Origin of the sequence: Mycoplasma elephantis ATCC 51980 (assembly GCF_000687815.1) — a bacterium.
In the GTDB taxonomy this organism is placed as follows: domain Bacteria; phylum Bacillota_I; class Bacilli_A; order Mycoplasmatales; family Metamycoplasmataceae; genus Mycoplasma_H; species Mycoplasma_H elephantis.
Window position 1 is genome coordinate 52810 of sequence record NZ_JHXU01000002.1, and the last position, 18192, is coordinate 71001.

At 26.1% G+C, this 18192-nt stretch carries 17 protein-coding genes; 9 read left to right on the top strand and 8 right to left on the bottom strand.

The window, feature by feature from the left end; translation table 4 throughout:
• Positions 1–26: 26 nt before the first annotated feature.
• The 3 genes from hprK to T380_RS0100745 are packed head-to-tail and all read left to right on the top strand — an operon-like array spanning position 27 to position 2829.
• On the top strand, positions 27–941 hold the full coding sequence (gene hprK / locus T380_RS0100735; protein WP_036436655.1) for an HPr(Ser) kinase/phosphatase: 915 nt from the start codon (positions 27–29) through the stop codon (positions 939–941).
• The gene (gene lgt, locus T380_RS0100740) at positions 934–1914 is read left to right on the top strand and encodes a prolipoprotein diacylglyceryl transferase (protein WP_027334055.1); all 981 of its coding nucleotides are present in this window, start codon (positions 934–936) and stop codon (positions 1912–1914) included. The genes hprK and lgt overlap by 8 nt, the downstream gene beginning before the upstream one ends.
• A 9-nt stretch (positions 1915–1923) precedes the next feature.
• Positions 1924–2829, top strand: coding sequence for an NAD(P)/FAD-dependent oxidoreductase (locus tag T380_RS0100745; RefSeq protein ID WP_027334056.1), 906 nt, complete (start codon positions 1924–1926; stop codon positions 2827–2829).
• A gap of 14 nt (positions 2830–2843) precedes the next feature.
• Here T380_RS0100745 and T380_RS0100750 read toward each other — a convergent pair whose 3' ends face one another.
• Together T380_RS0100750 and T380_RS0100755 are read right to left on the bottom strand one after the other, a co-directional pair.
• The gene (locus tag T380_RS0100750) at positions 2844–3674 is read right to left on the bottom strand and encodes a bifunctional 5,10-methylenetetrahydrofolate dehydrogenase/5,10-methenyltetrahydrofolate cyclohydrolase (RefSeq protein WP_169734555.1); all 831 of its coding nucleotides are present in this window, start codon (positions 3672–3674) and stop codon (positions 2844–2846) included.
• Positions 3674–6151: a valine--tRNA ligase gene (locus tag T380_RS0100755; RefSeq protein WP_027334058.1), complete on the bottom strand. Its 2478-nt coding sequence runs from the start codon at positions 6149–6151 to the stop codon at positions 3674–3676. The genes T380_RS0100750 and T380_RS0100755 overlap by 1 nt, the downstream gene beginning before the upstream one ends.
• Before the next feature lie 56 nt (positions 6152–6207).
• On the opposite strand from T380_RS0100755, the gene T380_RS0100760 reads away from it, so the two are divergent.
• Entirely contained in the window at positions 6208–6993 is a 786-nt protein-coding gene (locus T380_RS0100760) for a hypothetical protein (RefSeq protein WP_027334059.1), read from the top strand.
• On the opposite strand, the gene T380_RS0100765 is transcribed toward T380_RS0100760, so the two are convergent.
• The 4 genes from T380_RS0100765 to mnmG are packed head-to-tail and all read right to left on the bottom strand — an operon-like array spanning position 6990 to position 12412.
• On the bottom strand, positions 6990–9101 hold the full coding sequence (locus T380_RS0100765) for a hypothetical protein (RefSeq protein WP_027334060.1): 2112 nt from the start codon (positions 9099–9101) through the stop codon (positions 6990–6992). The two genes, T380_RS0100760 and T380_RS0100765, sit on opposite strands and share 4 nt — an antisense overlap.
• Positions 9102–9110: 9 nt before the next feature.
• Positions 9111–10124, bottom strand: a complete 1014-nt coding sequence (locus T380_RS0100770) for a hypothetical protein (RefSeq protein ID WP_027334061.1) — start codon at positions 10122–10124, stop codon at positions 9111–9113.
• A gap of 22 nt (positions 10125–10146) precedes the next feature.
• The gene (locus T380_RS0100775) at positions 10147–10581 is read right to left on the bottom strand and encodes a 23S rRNA (pseudouridine(1915)-N(3))-methyltransferase RlmH (protein ID WP_027334062.1); all 435 of its coding nucleotides are present in this window, start codon (positions 10579–10581) and stop codon (positions 10147–10149) included.
• A complete protein-coding gene (gene mnmG, locus T380_RS0100780) occupies positions 10571–12412 on the bottom strand; it encodes a tRNA uridine-5-carboxymethylaminomethyl(34) synthesis enzyme MnmG (RefSeq protein ID WP_027334063.1) in 1842 nt (613 codons plus the stop codon). Before mnmG ends, T380_RS0100775 begins: the two co-directional genes overlap by 11 nt.
• 65 nt (positions 12413–12477) lie before the next feature.
• On the opposite strand from mnmG, the gene nadE reads away from it, so the two are divergent.
• The 3 genes from nadE to T380_RS04210 are packed head-to-tail and all read left to right on the top strand — an operon-like array spanning position 12478 to position 14655.
• The gene (gene nadE, locus T380_RS0100785; RefSeq protein ID WP_036436659.1) at positions 12478–13281 is read left to right on the top strand and encodes an NAD(+) synthase; all 804 of its coding nucleotides are present in this window, start codon (positions 12478–12480) and stop codon (positions 13279–13281) included.
• Positions 13282–13291: 10 nt separating this feature from the next.
• Entirely contained in the window at positions 13292–14020 is a 729-nt protein-coding gene (locus T380_RS0100790) for a YebC/PmpR family DNA-binding transcriptional regulator (RefSeq protein WP_027334065.1), read from the top strand.
• A complete protein-coding gene (locus T380_RS04210; protein WP_051599930.1) occupies positions 14020–14655 on the top strand; it encodes a DUF2188 domain-containing protein in 636 nt (211 codons plus the stop codon). The genes T380_RS0100790 and T380_RS04210 overlap by 1 nt, the downstream gene beginning before the upstream one ends.
• 24 nt (positions 14656–14679) lie before the next feature.
• Here T380_RS04210 and T380_RS0100805 read toward each other — a convergent pair whose 3' ends face one another.
• Positions 14680–15885 carry a phosphopentomutase gene (locus T380_RS0100805; RefSeq protein ID WP_027334066.1) on the bottom strand — a complete coding sequence of 402 codons (1206 nt, stop codon included), beginning with the start codon at positions 15883–15885 and terminating at the stop codon, positions 14680–14682.
• 13 nt (positions 15886–15898) lie between these two features.
• On the bottom strand, positions 15899–16447 hold the full coding sequence (gene def, locus T380_RS0100810; RefSeq protein WP_211246869.1) for a peptide deformylase: 549 nt from the start codon (positions 16445–16447) through the stop codon (positions 15899–15901).
• 27 nt (positions 16448–16474) lie between these two features.
• On the opposite strand from def, the gene rsmD reads away from it, so the two are divergent.
• Together rsmD and T380_RS0100825 are read left to right on the top strand one after the other, a co-directional pair.
• On the top strand, positions 16475–17011 hold the full coding sequence (gene rsmD, locus T380_RS0100815; RefSeq protein ID WP_027334068.1) for a 16S rRNA (guanine(966)-N(2))-methyltransferase RsmD: 537 nt from the start codon (positions 16475–16477) through the stop codon (positions 17009–17011).
• A gap of 135 nt (positions 17012–17146) precedes the next feature.
• Positions 17147–18184: a DUF2179 domain-containing protein gene (locus T380_RS0100825; protein ID WP_084259794.1), complete on the top strand. Its 1038-nt coding sequence runs from the start codon at positions 17147–17149 to the stop codon at positions 18182–18184.
• Positions 18185–18192 lie beyond the last annotated feature (8 nt).

Genomic DNA, 18192 nt, shown 5'->3' on the forward strand with positions numbered 1-18192 from the left:
ACTAATTATTATATATAATACTAAATATGAAAAAAACACTAAATGCGCAAAAAATTATTGATCGCTTCAAATTTAACATGTTAAATCTTGATAAAATAAGAGATTTTAGAGAAATAGAAGAGCCGGCCATTAAGAGAATAGGACTTGAACTTTCTGGTGCTCTTGTAAATGATAAACTAGCAAGAAATTTAATAGGGTGAGGGACAAGTGAATGTATTTATTTTACGTCAATAGGTAAGAAAAAAACGCAAGAAGCTCTTGAAAGAGTTTTAAAATATTGTCCACCAATAATAGTTTTAAGTAAAGGTTTTGAAAAAAAAGCTGTAGATTGAGTTTTAGAAGTTGCTAATAAGTTTAATATTCCGGTCGCTTGACAAAACCAAAGTTTGTCTACAATTACATCAACTGTAGGCGCATATCTTTCTGAATTTTTTGCAAGAGAAATTCAATTACATGGGTGTCTAGTTTCAATTAGTAATATTGGTGTTTTAATTACAGGTCCTAGTGGCGTAGGTAAATCAGAAGCTGTATTAGAATTAATTCAAAATGGACATATTTTTATAAGTGATGATGCCGTAATAATTAAACAATTAGGAAGTAATTTTATTGGACATAGTCCGGAAATAACTAAGTCATTACTAGAGGTAAGAGGTATTGGGTTAATTGATGTTAAATTCACATATGGAGCAAAAGTAATTAGTGATAGCGCTCAAATAAAATTAGTTGTTGAATTAGTTAATCAAGATTTAAATTTGGATCGTTTGGGCGTTGATTATTTAAAAGAACAAATTTTAGAGGGATACATAGATAAAATTCAAATACCTATTAAAAAAGGTGGTAATATTGCTTCATTAATTGAAACAGCCGTTAACACATATATAGCAAGAAGACACGGTATAAAAGTTATAGATATTTTAAATGAAAGGGCAAGACATGCATAATTATTTTGATCCTCAAATTTTTTTACCAAAAGGTATCGGGTTTCCTCACGTTCTCTTTAGTATTGGTAATTATAATTACCACACATATTCTTTAACTATGATGTTAGGAATAATTGCTTCCATTTTAACAATTGCTTATTTTTGAAAACGAGAAAAATACAGTTGAGAAATTTTTCTAACAATGGTAATTATAACTATTCCTTCCGCATTTATTGGTGCTAGATTATGATTCGTAACTGAAAAATTAATTTATTATCGTGATACATTTAATTTTAGCCGTTGGTACGCTATCTGAGATGGGGGACTCGCTATTCAAGGTGGGGTAATGATGGCCTTTATAACTAATGCTATTTATTTATCAACAAAAACATATGAGGTGGATATAATTAAAATCTTTACTTTTATATTCCCGGCAGTATTGATAGGTCAAGTTATTGGTAGATTTGGTAATTATGCAAACCATGAAATTTACGGTGGTATTGATTGAACAGGAAGAAGCGCATTATGAATGGGATATGGTCCAGGTTCAAACATGTTTTTATCAGATCATTTAACAAACGATTTAAATATAAATGGAGCATTTCGACATCCTTTATTTATATATGAAGCCGGACTCAACCTTATAGGTTATATCATATTGGTTTGATTATGTAACGGTATGAATTTATTAAAACCAGGTTCAACCGGTTCATTGTATTTTGTTTGGTATGGAGTAGTTAGAATGATTATGGAACCATATCGTATTCATGCTTACGGAATTTATCAAATTACTTCTGCACTTTTTCTTGTTTTAGGAATGATAGGATTTGTTACATTTGAATTTATTTTAGATTTATATAATAGACAATGAATCAAGTCACAATTTAGATTTAATATGATAAGAAAAAATGAAAAAGAAAAACCAGAAAATTATCAAAATTGAATACAAAAATTATTTAAAATTCAACAAAAAAGACAAATCCAAAATAATTAAGGGGGGAATATGTACGATGTTGTAATTATTGGCGCAGGCCCAGGAGGTCTTAATGCAGCTCTTTATGCAGCCCGCAATAATCTTAAAGTATTAATTTTAGAAAAATCTGCACCAGGTGGTAAGTTATTGGTAACAAATAAAATTGAAAATTGAATTGGTGATAATTTTATTACAGGTTTTGATTTGGCTCAAAGATTTTTAAATCATGTTAAAAAAACAAACGCAGAATTACAAACGGCTGATGTCGTCAACATTAGATCAAACTCAATTAATGACAAAGATATTTTATTATCTAATGGAAAAGTAGTTAAAACAAAATCCATCATTATTGCAACCGGTATGACAAATAGGGAGCCATCTTTTATAAAGAACTTAAATAAATTTAAAAATAAAGGTTTTTCTTATTGTGGAATTTGTGATGGCCCAATGTTTAAAGATAAAAATATTGTAGTATTAGGGGGTGGAAATTCTGCTGTTGAAGAGGGAACCTTTCTTACTTCAGTTGCTTCAAAACTTTACTTAATAACAAATTCCGACACATTAACCGCAGAAAAAAAACTTGTCGATGAGTTAAAAAGCAAGAAAAATGTTGAAATAATCTTGAATGCAAATGTTAAGGAATTAAAAGGCAATGATTTTATTGAAACAGTAATTTATGAAAAAAACAATCAACTAATTGAAATAACTGCAAGCGCATTATTTGCATATATTGGAATGATGCCAGCCACAGATTTTGCTAAGGATTTAATGATAACCAATGAATATGGCTTTATCACAACAAATGAAAATATGGAAACAAAAATAGGAAATATTTTTGCGATTGGAGATGTTCGTGATAAAAATGTCCGTCAAATAATTACAGCGGCATCAGATGGGGCAATTGCAGCTAAAACTATAATAAACAGACTAGGATAAATAAAAAACAACTATTAGGGTTGTTTTTTATTTACTGTATATGGGTTATTAATCAAATTATATAAAAGGCTAACGACTGTTAATGGGCCAACACCACCCGGAACAGGAGCAAAGAAGCTTGCTTTTGTCTCTAATTTTTCAGGGTCAACATCACCTTTAAGTTTGTATTCTGTTTGTTTATCAATATTTGTTCCAACATCAATAACAACACAATTATCTTTTATCATTTGATAATTCACAAGATGAGCGGTTCCAGCGGCAACTATTAAAACATCATTTACGTTTATATTATCGATACCTGTTGATAAATCATACGTATTGACAATTGCCCCTCTTTTTCTTAATAAATAAGAAATAGGTTTTCCAACTAAATTTGATTGTCCTATTACACCACATTTCTTAGCATAAACATCAATATCATAATAATCAATAATATTTAAAATAGCATTGGCTGTAGCGGGTGTAAATGAAGTTTTATCATTATAGAATTTATTATTATTTTTAGAAGTTAAACCATCTATATCTTTTCTATATGGTATTAAATCGCAAACTTTTTGTTTATCTAAGTGCTTTGGCAAGGGTAATTGAACCATAATACCATCGAATTTATCTTCATTATTTAAGAAAAACTTTTTTAATTCCTCGAATTTAACATCTTCTGAAAAAGAGAATAATTGAGCATTTATACCTAATTCATTAGCTTTTTTTATTTTTAAGCTTACATATTTATTAGATGATTCTAATGTGCCAACTTGTATTATTGCTAATGATGGCTTTACTTTTAGGCCTTTTACTCTATCTTTAATTATTTCGGTTATTTCAAGAGCTACCTTCTTACCATCCATTAAATACATTCTAATTCCTTTTTGTATTGGTTAAGTTTTTGTTTGTAATTTTCATATTTTTCTTTTTCTATTTCTATTTTTTCACGTGGCGCTTTAGAAATAAAATTCTCATTGTTTAAAATTTGTTCAGATCTAACAATTTCTTTTTCATAAAATATAATTTTTGCTTCAATATCATTTTTTAGTTTTGTTTTTGTGTTTTCATCCATTTTAATGTATAGATTACCTAATGATAAAGCAACTAAATAATCCTTGTTTTGTTCAAATTTTGCATTAGCTATTTTATTTATTGATGTAATAATATTTTCATTTAGAACTCCATCATAATCAAAACCAATAATATCTTTATTACTTATATTGTTATTTTGGCGATACTTACGAATTGATGTAATAATTTCAATTATTATATCTATGTTATTTGATAAATTATATTTCTTAAATTTTGGTCATTTATTATCTAAGACTGATTCATTAAATAATGTATTAAAAATTGCATCTGTAATAAATGGTAAAAATGGATGTAATACAATTAGAGTCTTCTTAAGAATTTCAAGTGATTGATATTTATTATCAATAGTTTTAGAAAGTTCAATATATCATGATGAAAAATCATTATAAATATACTTTTCAATCTCTTTTCCGATAATCGAAAATTCATATTTTTTCAATAATTTTTGAATATTTTTATTCAAATTACGCAATTTATTGTTTATTCATTTATCAATCTCATATAACTCTTTATTACCACTTTCTTCTTTATTTTTTATATACCTTGCAACGTTTCAAAGTTTATTTATCAATGATTGATGGATGGCAAAATCCTTATTTGAAATACGTAAATCATTACCGGCTTTTGTGTTAGAAACAATCGTTCATCTTAAGGTATCGCTGCCATATTTTTTAATAACATCATTAGGATCAATTCCGTTATTCAAACTTTTTGACATTTTGACATTATTCTCATCCCTAACTAAACCGTGAATCATAATATTTTTAAAAGGGGCCTTACCTGTAAATTCTAAGCTAAAGAAGTACATTCTTGCTATTCAAAAAAATATTAAATCACGCCCGGTAACAAGCAAATCAATAGGATAATAGTGTTCTAAATTTTTAGTACTTTGAGGCCACCCTAAAAATGTAAAAGAACTTATCCCACTACTAAACCATGTATCTAAAACATCTTCGTCTTGAATTCAATCTTTGCCTGGAGAATCTATTTGAACTTTAATTTGATCACCTTTATATCAAGCGGGTATTCTATGACCCCATCATAATTGACGAGATATTGTTCAATCATGAACATTATTCATTCATCTTTTCAATTCTTTTGAGAATCTTGAAGGATAAAATTTAGAACATAACTTTGTTTTTAAATTTTCTAAAACATCTTTACTAAATTGTTCCATTTTTACAAATCATTGGTCTCTAACTAAAATTTCAACAGGAGTTTTAGTTCTTTCACTTAGACCTACATTAGAAATTGTTTTTTCAATCTTTAATACAAAATTGTTATTAATAAGAAATTCATTTATTTTTGCTCTCGCACTAACCCTATCCATTCCACTAAATTGTTTTGCGTTATATAAAATCCCATTTTCATCTATTGTTTCATTTATTTCCAGATTATATTTCTTAATTATTTCAATATCCTCAATTGCATGAGCCGACAATTTCATCAATCCTGTCCCAAAGGATGGATCTATATATTCATCAGCAATTATTGGTATTTCAGAATTTAAAAGCGGATGGCTAACTTTTTTGCCGAGTAAATGCTTAAATCTTTTATCATTAGGATTAAATACTACCGCCACATCAGAGAATAAAGTTTCTGTACGTACAGTAGCAATGGTTATAAATTCATCGCTTCCCACAATTGGATATTTGATGTAAACCATATCTTGTTCAATTTCTTCGTTTACAACTTCAACATTACTTAATGCGGTTTTTAGTTTACAATCCCAATTAATTGGAGACTTTCCTTTATATATATAGCCTTTATTGTAAAGATGAACAAACACTTTTAAAACCGCTTCATTAGCTTCATCATCAAGAGTAAAACGTTCATTTTCAAAATCAAGTGATAAACCTAATCCTTCTCATTGTTTTCTCATTATTGTTGAGTATTTAGATTTTCATTTTCAACATTCTTCCAAAAATGCTTCACGACCTAATTTATGTTTATCTTTTCCTTCTTCAACTAATAATTGTTCAACTTTTGATTGAGTAGCAATTCCTGCATGATCCATACCAGCAATAAACCAAACATCATAATTATTTAATTTATAATATCTATTAATTGTGTCTGGAATATATGTGTCAAGAGCATGCCCTAAATGAAGAACTCCCGTGACATTTGGAGGAGGTAACAAAATAGTAAAAGGTTTTTTGCTTAAATCATGATTTGAAAAATAGCGTTTTTCAACCCATTTTTTAAAAATAATTGGTTCGAATTTATTATGATCAAAAATTTTATCCATTGATCTCCATTTCTAATATTTAATATTATATTATTAAATTAATTATAATAGGTACTATGAAAATAAAAAAAATAACAATGCTGTTTTCATTATCTTTTTTACCAAACTTGACCACAATATCATGTATAAATAATAATGATTACAATATTGATAAAATAAACGAATTTAGAGGAAAAAGAGTAATTAATAACTTAAAAATAGATATTATAGGCGAAAATTGTAATCTATATACAAGCTATAACAAGATTAATTTTAATAAAGATAATAATAATCAAATTCTTCTATCCGATATCGTTCAAAATGATTTATTTAAAAATAATTATTTATTAGAATTAGTAGATAAAAATAACTCTTTATTTCTAAAACTATTAAGTAGAACAACACCTGCAAATGCTACATATTTTGAGTGCATAAAATGTAATATGGACTATAAAATTTTAAATGTAGAAAAAAAATATAATACAAATAATAAATTAATAAATATAAAATTTATGTTTGATTTAAAGACATATGTTTATGCAAATAATAATGAAAAATATTACTTAAGTACCACAAATGATGTAAATTATGTTTTAAATCATTCTAACGAATTCCAAAAAATTAAAATTTATTATGATGAATCTATGAAACCGAAAAATATAAACCAACTAACTTCATATTTAAATCCCGGATTTGACATAAATAGTATTAGTAATGAAACTAAAAAACAATTGTCAATTATTCATTTTTTATCAACTTATGCAAGACAAAATCTATATTTTGTAATTGATAAAAATATTTTTAAAGAAGATAACATAGACTTAAAAATGAATAAACCAAAAATTTCTATCCAAATTGTTTAATCATCCTTTTCATGCACATATCTCGATAATTCTCATTCATTGGTATTTTCAATAATCACCTTCTTAGTTTCATCATTATTTACATCAAGTTTTGACTTTAATTTAAAATAATTTAATGACATTAAATTATTTTCTTTAATAATATTTACATAATTATGTGGAACAGTTTTTTCGTAATTTCTATATTTATTCAAGAAATTTTCTTGATTTTCAACATTAAATGAATTTAAAATAAAATTATTTTTGACAAAATAAACTCAATCAATTTTTCACTCTTTAAGTTTTTTAGAAATATCATTATCATTAATTAAAACATAAGAAATACTGCAACAATTTAATTGGTTAAGAATTTGATAAACATTAGAATAAAACCATGCACCAAATGGAGAATCTAAATTTATTTTCGACAAATCCATCTGTATAATATTTTGATTTTCTAAAATCTTAGATAAAAGGATTATTTTATTAGAATTAAATTCATTAATAAATTTGTATTTGTTTACCAAAATTTCTGGATTGATATTAAAAATATCAATCATATTTAAAAATCTATATGCCTTAACAAATTTTTTAAATGAATTAAATCTACATATTTTATATTTACGCAGAAAATCAATAATATCTTTCTCTAATTTATCAATCATAAATTCAATCTTCTTTTTTTCCAATATTGAATCAAACTTATTTTCTAATTCCGCTCAAGATTGATGATTTTCTTTTAAAATATTTTTTATTTTTTTTAAAAATAATTTGTTTTCTTTAGTCTTTTTTCTCTGAGTTAGTAAAAAACTATCTAAAAGAAAATTATTAAGTTTTATCTTTTGATTACTAGAAGTTTTTTGATGATTATCGATTCATTTTTTTTCAGCCATATCATCATAATATGAATAATATTTATTAATAAATAAATTATGCATGTCAAGATTATTTCTGTTTCATGAAATTAGCTTGTGGTTTGTTGAAATTGAGTGTTTAATAACATCAATTTGTCTCTTGAATTCATTTTGATTTTTTTTATTTTGAATAATAAATTCGTCTAAAATGTCTTTGACGAAATTAGCAATTAAACGTGGAAATTTTTTGTTTTGCTTTTCAAATATTGAATAATTGTTTTTTGATATAGTAAAAAAATAAAGTTCACTTAAAATTTTATTTTCAAAATTTTTAAATTGTTCTTTAGAAAGAAATAAAAACTTATTTTTTTGTTTTCTTACCGAATATGCGAAATTAGAATATATTTGTTGACGATACCTCAATAATGATTCATTATTTTTTATATTTGTTTTGTATTTAACACTTATTTGAAAAATCATTTGATCAAAATCTTTTGATGCAAATTTCTTTCTTTTGTTAATAGTTTTTTTTATTTCTTCTATTTCTTCTTTTAAATTTCTTATTTTATTTAAGTTATCATATGATAAACTTGGTTTATCAACAATATTTCTTATAACCTTAATTTGTGAATAATTATTTTTTAAACGCGCTTCTAATTCTTGTGAGTTGCTTCTTTTATCATCGAAAATAAAATTCTTGATGATACTATGAATATCAAATAATGATTTAATCCTTGTGACATTTACTTGATCAACAAGTAAATTAAACTGTTCTAAAAATTCAGTCATGCTTTCAAAAGAGAAATTTAATTTCTCATTTAAAAACTTTTGAAAATAAAAGAAAAAAAATTGATTTATCTTTTGATATCTTGCTCTTTCATTTATATTTCTTTGTTCAGCTATATTTGCATGCAACTTAAAAAAATTAGATTTAAGGTGTTTGTATTTATACTTTAATTCTTTTTTGGTAGGTAATTTTATTGCTTCGCTTTTACTATACAAATCATTAAAAACAAACGATTCAGATATTTGTTCTTTTCCTTCTTCACACCTAAACATTGGGATATATGTATTTATTTGACCAACATATATTCCATTATCATTTTCTAAGACACAATTTTTTTTATTAAATAAATTAATTGATTTTATATTATTTTCTTCTGAGAAAAAAAATAAATGATGAGAATTTTCATGAACCAACATTGGAGAAACATATTTTTTTTGTGTTCCACACCAATTTAAATCATTAATATAAAACAAAAGTTTTTTTCTCATAATCACCTTTTAATAAACTATGCTTTGATTCTTATTAATTAAACCAAAAACAATTGAATATGAATAATAAATAATAGTTAAATTAATTCAAATTTTAATTGGAGATGTCGCAATATGAGTAATTATAAATAACGGTCATTTTGAAATATTTCCAGATAATGAAGTGGCATCAGCCATTGATAATATTGGAACATTTATAAATTCTAGAAGAGCGCTAAAAATTATGATCGGAACAAAAATTGTATATTTTTCTGGTTTTATTTTAAATCTTCCAACAATAATAAAAACACCCATTGTACTAAACCCAAAAACAAGTAAACCTAATAGAACATATCTATTTTTTATAACTGAATCTTCCAACATTTCATCGGTAATAATATTAGGAAGGGCAAAAGCAATAGAAATAGTAAAAATTACTGCTACCAAAATAGAAGTTGCAACAATCATATTAATATTCATTAAAGTTGTTGAGTATTTACGGATTCTTCATCTTTTAATTTTTGCCTCACGATAAAGAATTGTCACTTCTAATTTAGAAATCATGTCTTTGTATTTGTTAGCTTTTTTTGCATCAACTTTTTTTAACTTTTCTTTTAAAAGTAAAATTTTTTGCTTTGCCTTAACAATTTTTCTTTTATGAAAACTAATTCTAATGTCATATCCAAAATAATAACCTAAAAATTTAATAAAAAATCATCCCACTAATCCCGAAACAACTCCATTCATCATTGTTGCAAGAGTATAAAATGGATGGAAGAATATTGGCAAAAACATAAATGAAATCAAATCAGCTATAAGCCCAGTTAATAAACCAACAATTGGACCAAAAATAAATCCCGTAATTTTTACTGGTAAACCAATAAACGAAATTTTAAATGTGGGGATAGATGCTAAAAATATAATTTGTGTACCAATAATTACAAAAACAACAGCAATTGATATTAAGATAGCTGTAAAAGATATTTTTCTTATTTCCCAAAATCTTCTAGATTTTGTTGTTTTATTTTGTTTTTCTTCGAACATATATTAATAATATAATAATATATTATTTATGATAATTTGAATTAGAATTAATTTTTATGCCTCTATATATTTGTTCTATAAGCATTATTCTAAATAATTCATGTGGAAAAGTTAAATCTGAAAACGAAATAGAACAATAATCCTTAATTAATTCCTTATCAAAACCATTTGAACTTCCTATTAAAAATGTAATGTTTGAATTATTTAATTTTTTGGCAAATTGTAATGAATCTATCTTTTCACCATTTAAATCTAAAAAATATGTTATTGAATTTTTTGGAATTTTATCTATCGCCAATTCTGTTTCTTGCCTTATTTTTAAATCAATATTTTTTATATTTAATTCTTTCAATTCAATAACGTTAATTTTACACCCATGAATTTTGTTTAAATAATCATCAAAAAGTAATTTATTATTTTTTGAAAGTTTTCCAAAACACACTAAATTAATTTGCATTATTACTTCCATTAATCTTTAATCAGTAAATTAACATTTGTATATCACTAGGGTTTATTCCACTAATTCTGGATGCTTGCCCTATTGTTTCAGGTAAAACTTCTTTGAATTTTAATCTAGCCTCAATAGCAATATTATCAACTTTGTCATAATCTATATTTTCAGGAATCTTTAAATTTTCTAGTTTTTGCATTTTATTTGCATCATTAATTTGTTTTTCAATATAACCATTTAACCTTACATTAACCATGACTTCGTAAGGAAATTCAAACCCTGCCAAAATATCATTATAATCAACTTCTGGGCGAGCTAAAAGTTGAAGATAGCTAACAGCATTACTAATACCATATTTTGTAGCAATTTCAGATTTTGTAGAAACAAATTTTTCTTTTAATTCCTTTATTTTTTGCTCAATTTTCTCATATTTTGTTTTTACAAAATTTAGTTTTTCTTTACTTTTTATATTTATTTCTTTAGCATATTTATAAAGCCTTTTATCAGCATTATCATTACGTAACAAAAGCCTATATTCTGCACGACTTGTTAACATTCTATATGGTTCTTTCGTTCCTTTTGTTGTAAGGTCATCTATCAAAACACCTATATAAGCATCATTTCTAGCTATTGTAATTGCTGGTTGATTATTAATTTTTCTAGCAGCATTTATCCCCGCTATTAAGCCTTGTGCCGCAGCTTCTTCATAACCACTTGTACCATTTATTTGACCTGCCATAAAAAGGTTTTTTATCTTTTTTGTTTCTAAACTTTTTTTAAGATTTAGGGGGTTTATAGCATCATACTCAATGGCGTACGCTCATTTTTGTACTTTTGCATTTTCTAAACCTGGTATGGTTTTAATTATCTCTTTTTGAATATCTATAGGCATCGAAGTTGATAAACCGTTTATATACATAATATCTTGCCTATTTGTTTCTGGTTCAAAGAAAATTTGATGTCTTTCTTTAGTGGGAAATTTTACGATTTTGTCTTCTATTGATGGACAATATCTAGGACCTATACCTTGAATTAATCCTGAATACATTGCAGATTTTTTTAAATTTTTAGAAATAATATCATGTGTTTTCGGAGTTGTGTATGTTAAATAACATGAAATTTGATTTTCTAATTTTAATTTATCATTATCGCTAAAAGTAAATTCATAATTATCAAGTTCTTCTTTTTCAACTTTTGAAAAATCTATACTATTGCTATAAATTCTTGGAGGAGTACCAGTTTTTAATCTTTGAATATCTAACCCTATTTTTTTTAATGATTCACTAAGTAAACTAGAAGTTTTTTGATTATCCGGTCCAGAAATTTTAACTTCACTACCACGCAAAACTTTTGAACTCATATATGTGCCTGTTGTAATCACAATTACTTTCGTTTTTATAATTGTTCCATCTTCTAAAACAACGCCACAAACTTGATTTTTATCTATTAATATATCGATAACCATTCCTTCAATCAAGAATAAATTTTCTTGTTGTTGCGCGCTATTTAATATAACTTTACTGTATTCTTCTTTATCTATTTGTGCTCTAAGAGCTCTCACGGCAGGACCTTTAGATTCATTTAAGAGTTTAATTTGAATTTTTGTTTTGTCTGCCCAGTATGCTTGCATACCACCTAGGGCATCAATTTCTCTTGTTATTATACCTTTAGCAGGCCCCCCTATACTTGGGTTGCATGGCATCATACCCATTTTACTTAAATCTAAAGTTATAAGTCCTGTTTTTTTATTATGTTTTGCTAAGGCAAATGCTGCTTCTAATCCTGCATGTCCCGCCCCGACCACTAAAGCATCGTATGATATTTCTTTTTTGCTCATGTTAATATTTTAATCAAATTATATTATTTGTTTACTAATTAATAATGTTTGTATAATAATAAAATATGAATAGTAAAAATATTAGATTAGTAGATAAAAATTTAGAAACACATTATTTAACTAATGAATATATAAAAAAATATCTTGATTATTTAGTAGATTGAATAAAAGAAAAAGTTAAAAACGCAAATGCTAATGGAGTTGTTATTGGTATTTCTGGGGGTATTGATTCTGCAGTTACATTAGCAATAGCTAAATTAGCTTTTAAAAAAAATATTAAGGCTATTTCGATACCTATAAATTCACTAAATAAACAACATGAAAATGATATACAGTTATTAAGCGAAAAATTTGATATTCCAATAGAAAACATTGATTTAACACAGGAATATAAAAATTTAATAAACAATTTAAATTTAAAAAATACTCTTGCAAAAGTAAATATTATGCCTCGTCTTAGAATGATTGTCTTATATGCTAAAGCGCAAGAAAATAATTATCTTGTTTGCGGAACTGATAATTATGATGAATGATTCACAGGATATTTTACAAAGCATGGTGATGGAGCGGCGGATTTATTTCCTTTAGGTAATTTATTAAAAACAGAAGTAAAATTATTAGCAAAATATTTAAATGTACCAGATAGCATTATCAATAAAAAACCTAGTGCGGACTTATGAGAATTACAAACTGATGAAGAAGAAATGCAAATCTCATATGATGAATTAGACTTATATTTATTAAATAATAAAGATAATTTGAGTAAAAATCAAATTAATAGAATAAAATATTTAAACAATATTAGTAAACATAAACGTGAAATTGGTTTAAGACCAAAAACACTTTTTGAAATTTTAAAAAATAAATAGAAAGGATAAAATGGCAGGACATTCAAAATGAGCAAATATCCAACATAGAAAAGGTGCTCAAGATGCAAAAAGAGGTGTTGCATTTCAAAAATTATCTAAAGAAATTTTTGTAGCAGCTTCACATGGCGGAACAGACCCTAATATGAACCCATCTTTAAGATTAGCTATTTCAAAAGCAAAAGCCCAATCTATGCCAAAAGCAAATATTGAAAAGGCCATCCAAAAAGCAGCCGGAAATAATGGGGATGGAGATAATTTCGTCGAATATCTTTATTCAGGAGTTATTTCGGGTGGTGCAACTATTTTAATAACATGTTTATCAGATAATTTTAATCGTGTAAGTTCTAATATGAAGGCTTTTTTTAACAAACAAAACGGTTCAATAGGAAAAGTTGGAACAATTCCTTATGTATTTGATCAAAAAGGATTAATTCAAATTAATGATAAATTAGTCAACGAAGATGCACTTACTGAATTCGCTATTGAAAATAACGCAGAAGAAATTGAAAATGAAGACCATATTATTTCAATAACTTGTGCACCAAGCGATTTTCAAAAATTATCTGAAGGAATTGAAAAAGAATTTAAAATTGAGAAATTTGAACATTCCGCTGTCACTTACGTACCAAACTCATATGTTCAATTAGATGAAGAAAAGACACAAAAAATTTTAACGGCAATTGAAAAACTAGAAGATGATGAAGATGTACAAGAAGTTTTTCATAATTTGGAGATTTAATGGAAGAAGAAAAAACATCAAAAAAGTCGAATACTTATCATATATCAGTAAATAAAGATGGGTTGTGACAAGTAAAAAAAGTTGGTGCACAAAAAGCTATTAAAATATTTAAAACACAAAATGAAGCAATCTCATTTTCTAACAATTTAGCAAAAAATCAAAATGCTGGAGTATTAGTTCATAGTCCGGATGGCAAAATTAGTAGAGGGTTTTCAAAAAATAAAAACAATACACCTAATTCATATCATGTTTTACTAAAAGATGGTAAATGGCAAATAAAAGGTACAAAAAGTGTTAAAGCAGTTAAAACATTTGATACAAAACTTGAAGCAGTTTCATATGTTAAAACATTATCAAAAAACCAAAATTCTGGAGTTTTAATTCATAAAAAAACTGGAGAAATACAAGAAGGATTTTCAAACAGAAAAGATAAATTAATAAACAGATATCATGTTTTACCCTCTAATAATATGTGAATTATTAAAAAAGCAAAATCTAAAAAGGCATATGCAAAATTTAATACTCAAGATGAAGCAATTAGTTATGCAAATGAATTGGCAAAATCTAAAAAAATTGGTTTAGTTATCCATGAATCGAATGGCACTATTAAAAAAGGTGCAAGCTATAAGGAATAAAAAAAACGCAGTATAGCGTTTTTTTTATATTAATTTATCAAATACATCTTCACCAGTATTTAAAACGATATCCACACCAAAATTTCTAGCAATAATATTACCGGCAGTCCCTAATCCTATTACCTGATTATTTTTATCATTTGTTCCAAAAACACCTGGTTTTTTAAATGATTTTGAATAGATTGTTAAAGGTAATAATTCACGCGTATGATTAAAACCAGGATATGATGGATCATTACCATGATCACTTGTTATTATTAATAAATCATCTTCTTTCATAACACTTATTAATTTCTTAAGTTTTATATCAAAAATAGAAATATTTTTAGCATATCCATCTATATTTCTTCTGTGTCCATAATGACTATCAAATTGAACTAAATTTGTAAAAATTAACTCATTTTTGGTATCTTTCATTACTAAATCTATTGTTTGATCCATGTTTTCCGGATCTGATTTTGTAGGATATTTTTCATCAATACCATTACCAACAAAAATATCATTAATTTTTCCAACAGAAATTACTTTTACACCTTTATCTTGGAGTTTATTTAATATTGTATGTTCTGGTTTGTTAGCATAGTCATGACGATTAAATGTTCTAGTATAATTCCCGGGAGTACCTACGTATGGACGGGCAATTATTCTTCCCACATTTCATTCAGGTCTAGAACTACATATTTTACGAGCGGCTTTAGCATACTTATATAAATTATCCAAACCAATAATTTCTTCATGAGCACAAATTTGAAGAACAGAATCAAACGATGTATAAACAATAATCCCGTTATTATCGCGTTCTTCATGAGCTAATTCATCAATTATTTCGGTGCCAGAGGCCGATTTATTACCCACTATTTTACGTCCATCAAATGCTTTTTCTAATTCGGCAATTAATTCTTTTGGAAAACCATTTTCTGTAAAAGTAGGAAATGGTACCTCGGTTTTAATACCCATCATTTCTCAATGACCGGCAAGCGTGTCCTTAGCATTAGATACTTCTTGCACTTTGGTTACGTATGCAATTGGTTTTTTAACCGGCATTATATTATGCAATTTAGCAATATTTGCAATGCCCATTTCTTTTCATGTTTTTATGCTAAATTCTTCACTTTTGCTTGCGGCGTATATTGTATTAGCGCCAACATCATTTCATTTTTTTTGATCTTTATCAGGACCGATTCCCAATGAATCAGTTACTATCATTATTACACGATTAAATTTTGACATGTTTCTCCTTATTTTAAATATAAATAGCTTTAGGTATTTTTTTTCATGGATTTTTTCTATTAATATGATCTATAAATAATTTACCATCAAGATGATCCATTTCATGACCACAAACAATTGCTGGATAACCAACCAAATCATGGGTAACAATTTTCTTACTTAAATATGAATACCCCGAAACTATTACTCTTGCAGGTCTAAAAATATATCCTTCTTGATTTGGGTGATTCTCATTTACAGATAAACATCCTTCACCAACAGAAATAGCAATCATTTGGTCACTTTTTGCTTCATATTTAGGATTTATAAGTAAATCCTCCACTAAAATATTTCCTTTATCATCAGGTACTTTAAAATAAAACATTCTTTTTTCTATTCCGTATTGAATAGCTGCAACTCCAACTGCTGGCCTAAACTTTGTATTCGGTTTTTGAGAATCAGATACATGATAAATCATTTTTTGAGCAAGTAAATCATCCTCTTGTGATAATGGTAAAGTTACTTCTTTAGATATATTTCTAAGAATTTTTTTCGGTAATTCCACTAATTTAATATCAAACATAATAAATATTATATATTATTAAGTATTATGATAAGAATAATTTCAGGGAAATATCGTCATAGAATAATTAAACAACCCTTACTAACTCAAGCAAGACCTACTCAAGATAAAATAAAAGAGGCTGTTTTTAATTCATTAAGATTTAAAGAAAACAAAAAAACTTTTTTAGACCTTTTTTCAGGAAGTGGTTCAATTGGTATTGAAGCTATTAGCAATGATTTTAAATTAGTAGATTTTGTCGAAATTGATAAAAATAATATCAAAATTATAGAAGATAATTTGAAAAAATTGGAAATACAAAATTTTAGAATTTTCAACGAAAATGCAATAAATTTTACACAAAATAATAATTTTAAGTATGACGTTATATATCTTGACCCTCCTTATAATGACATAAAACTACTAAACTTGGTTTTATTTAATATAAAAGATCAAAACATATTAAATAATGATGGAATAATAATTATAGAAACCAGATACCCAAATAATATAAACATAGATAATTTTAGTTGTTTCAAAACTAAAAAATATGGCCAAAACTTCATAATGTTTTTAACAAAATAGTATATATAAATATTATAATTTTATATTATTGATAACTACCACAAAAAGACAACAAGAATTGCTTTTAGAGATAAACTATATTATTTTAAAAATATATATAAATTAGATAAGCTTTGAAAAAAGACATTAGTCACTTTGTTGCTTAGTTTTACTACTGCTATAGTTGCTGTTTTATTAATACAAAACACCGGTATGTACATACCAGGATTAGAAGCTATTTCACAAGGAGTAGGAAGACTTGCTTATTTCTTATTAATGAAAGATGGATATTCGGAGAGTTTTTCATATTTTATATTTACATTGCTTTTTTGGGGGATAAACTGTTTATTTAATATACCCCTTGTTATATTTAGTTGAAAAAAAATATCTAAGGAATTTAGTTTTCAATCTGTTGTATATATAGTATTTAATTCAGTTTTTGCTTTTGCTTTTTCGCTAATTCCGGGCATTAAAAACTTTTTTATATTTACTCACTTAAATGAGAACCTCCCGAATTATATGGAAAGTTTTAATTTTGTCTCATGAACTTATGGACAAGATGCATATAAACAACTTTCTGTTTTTCTATATATGTTAATTTGAGGCGCATATTTTGCTCTCAATTGCACTATCTTACTTATAGTTAATAGTTCAACGGGAGGCCCAGACTTTATTGGTGTTTATATAGCCAAAACCAAATATAAAGATTTTGGAACAATATTAACAATATGTAACTTGGTATTTTTTATTATTGGTTATATTGTGGGAAGTTATATTCCCGTATCGGAAAACATTAAATTACACAACATAATGGAATATAATGTTTCCCCATATGATATAAGTTTATTATTTTCGCCATGCATGCTGGCCGCCATTTCTATGTGTTTGCTTTTTAGTGCATTACTTAATAATTTATTTCCTAAATACAGTTTAGTGAGAGCTGAAATTTACACAACAAAAGCTAACGAAATTAGAAAACATATTATTGAAAATAAAAAGCCTTATACTATATCAATCTATTACGCAATTGGCGGATATAATCTTCAATCTCAAAAAGTCATTGTAACAACATGCATGTATTTAGATACAGGTGATTTACTAGAAATAATAAGAAGATATGACCCTAATGCGTTTTTTACAATTAGTAAAATAAAAAAAATTGATGGTTATGTATATGTTTATAAAGATGAATAGAATTGTAT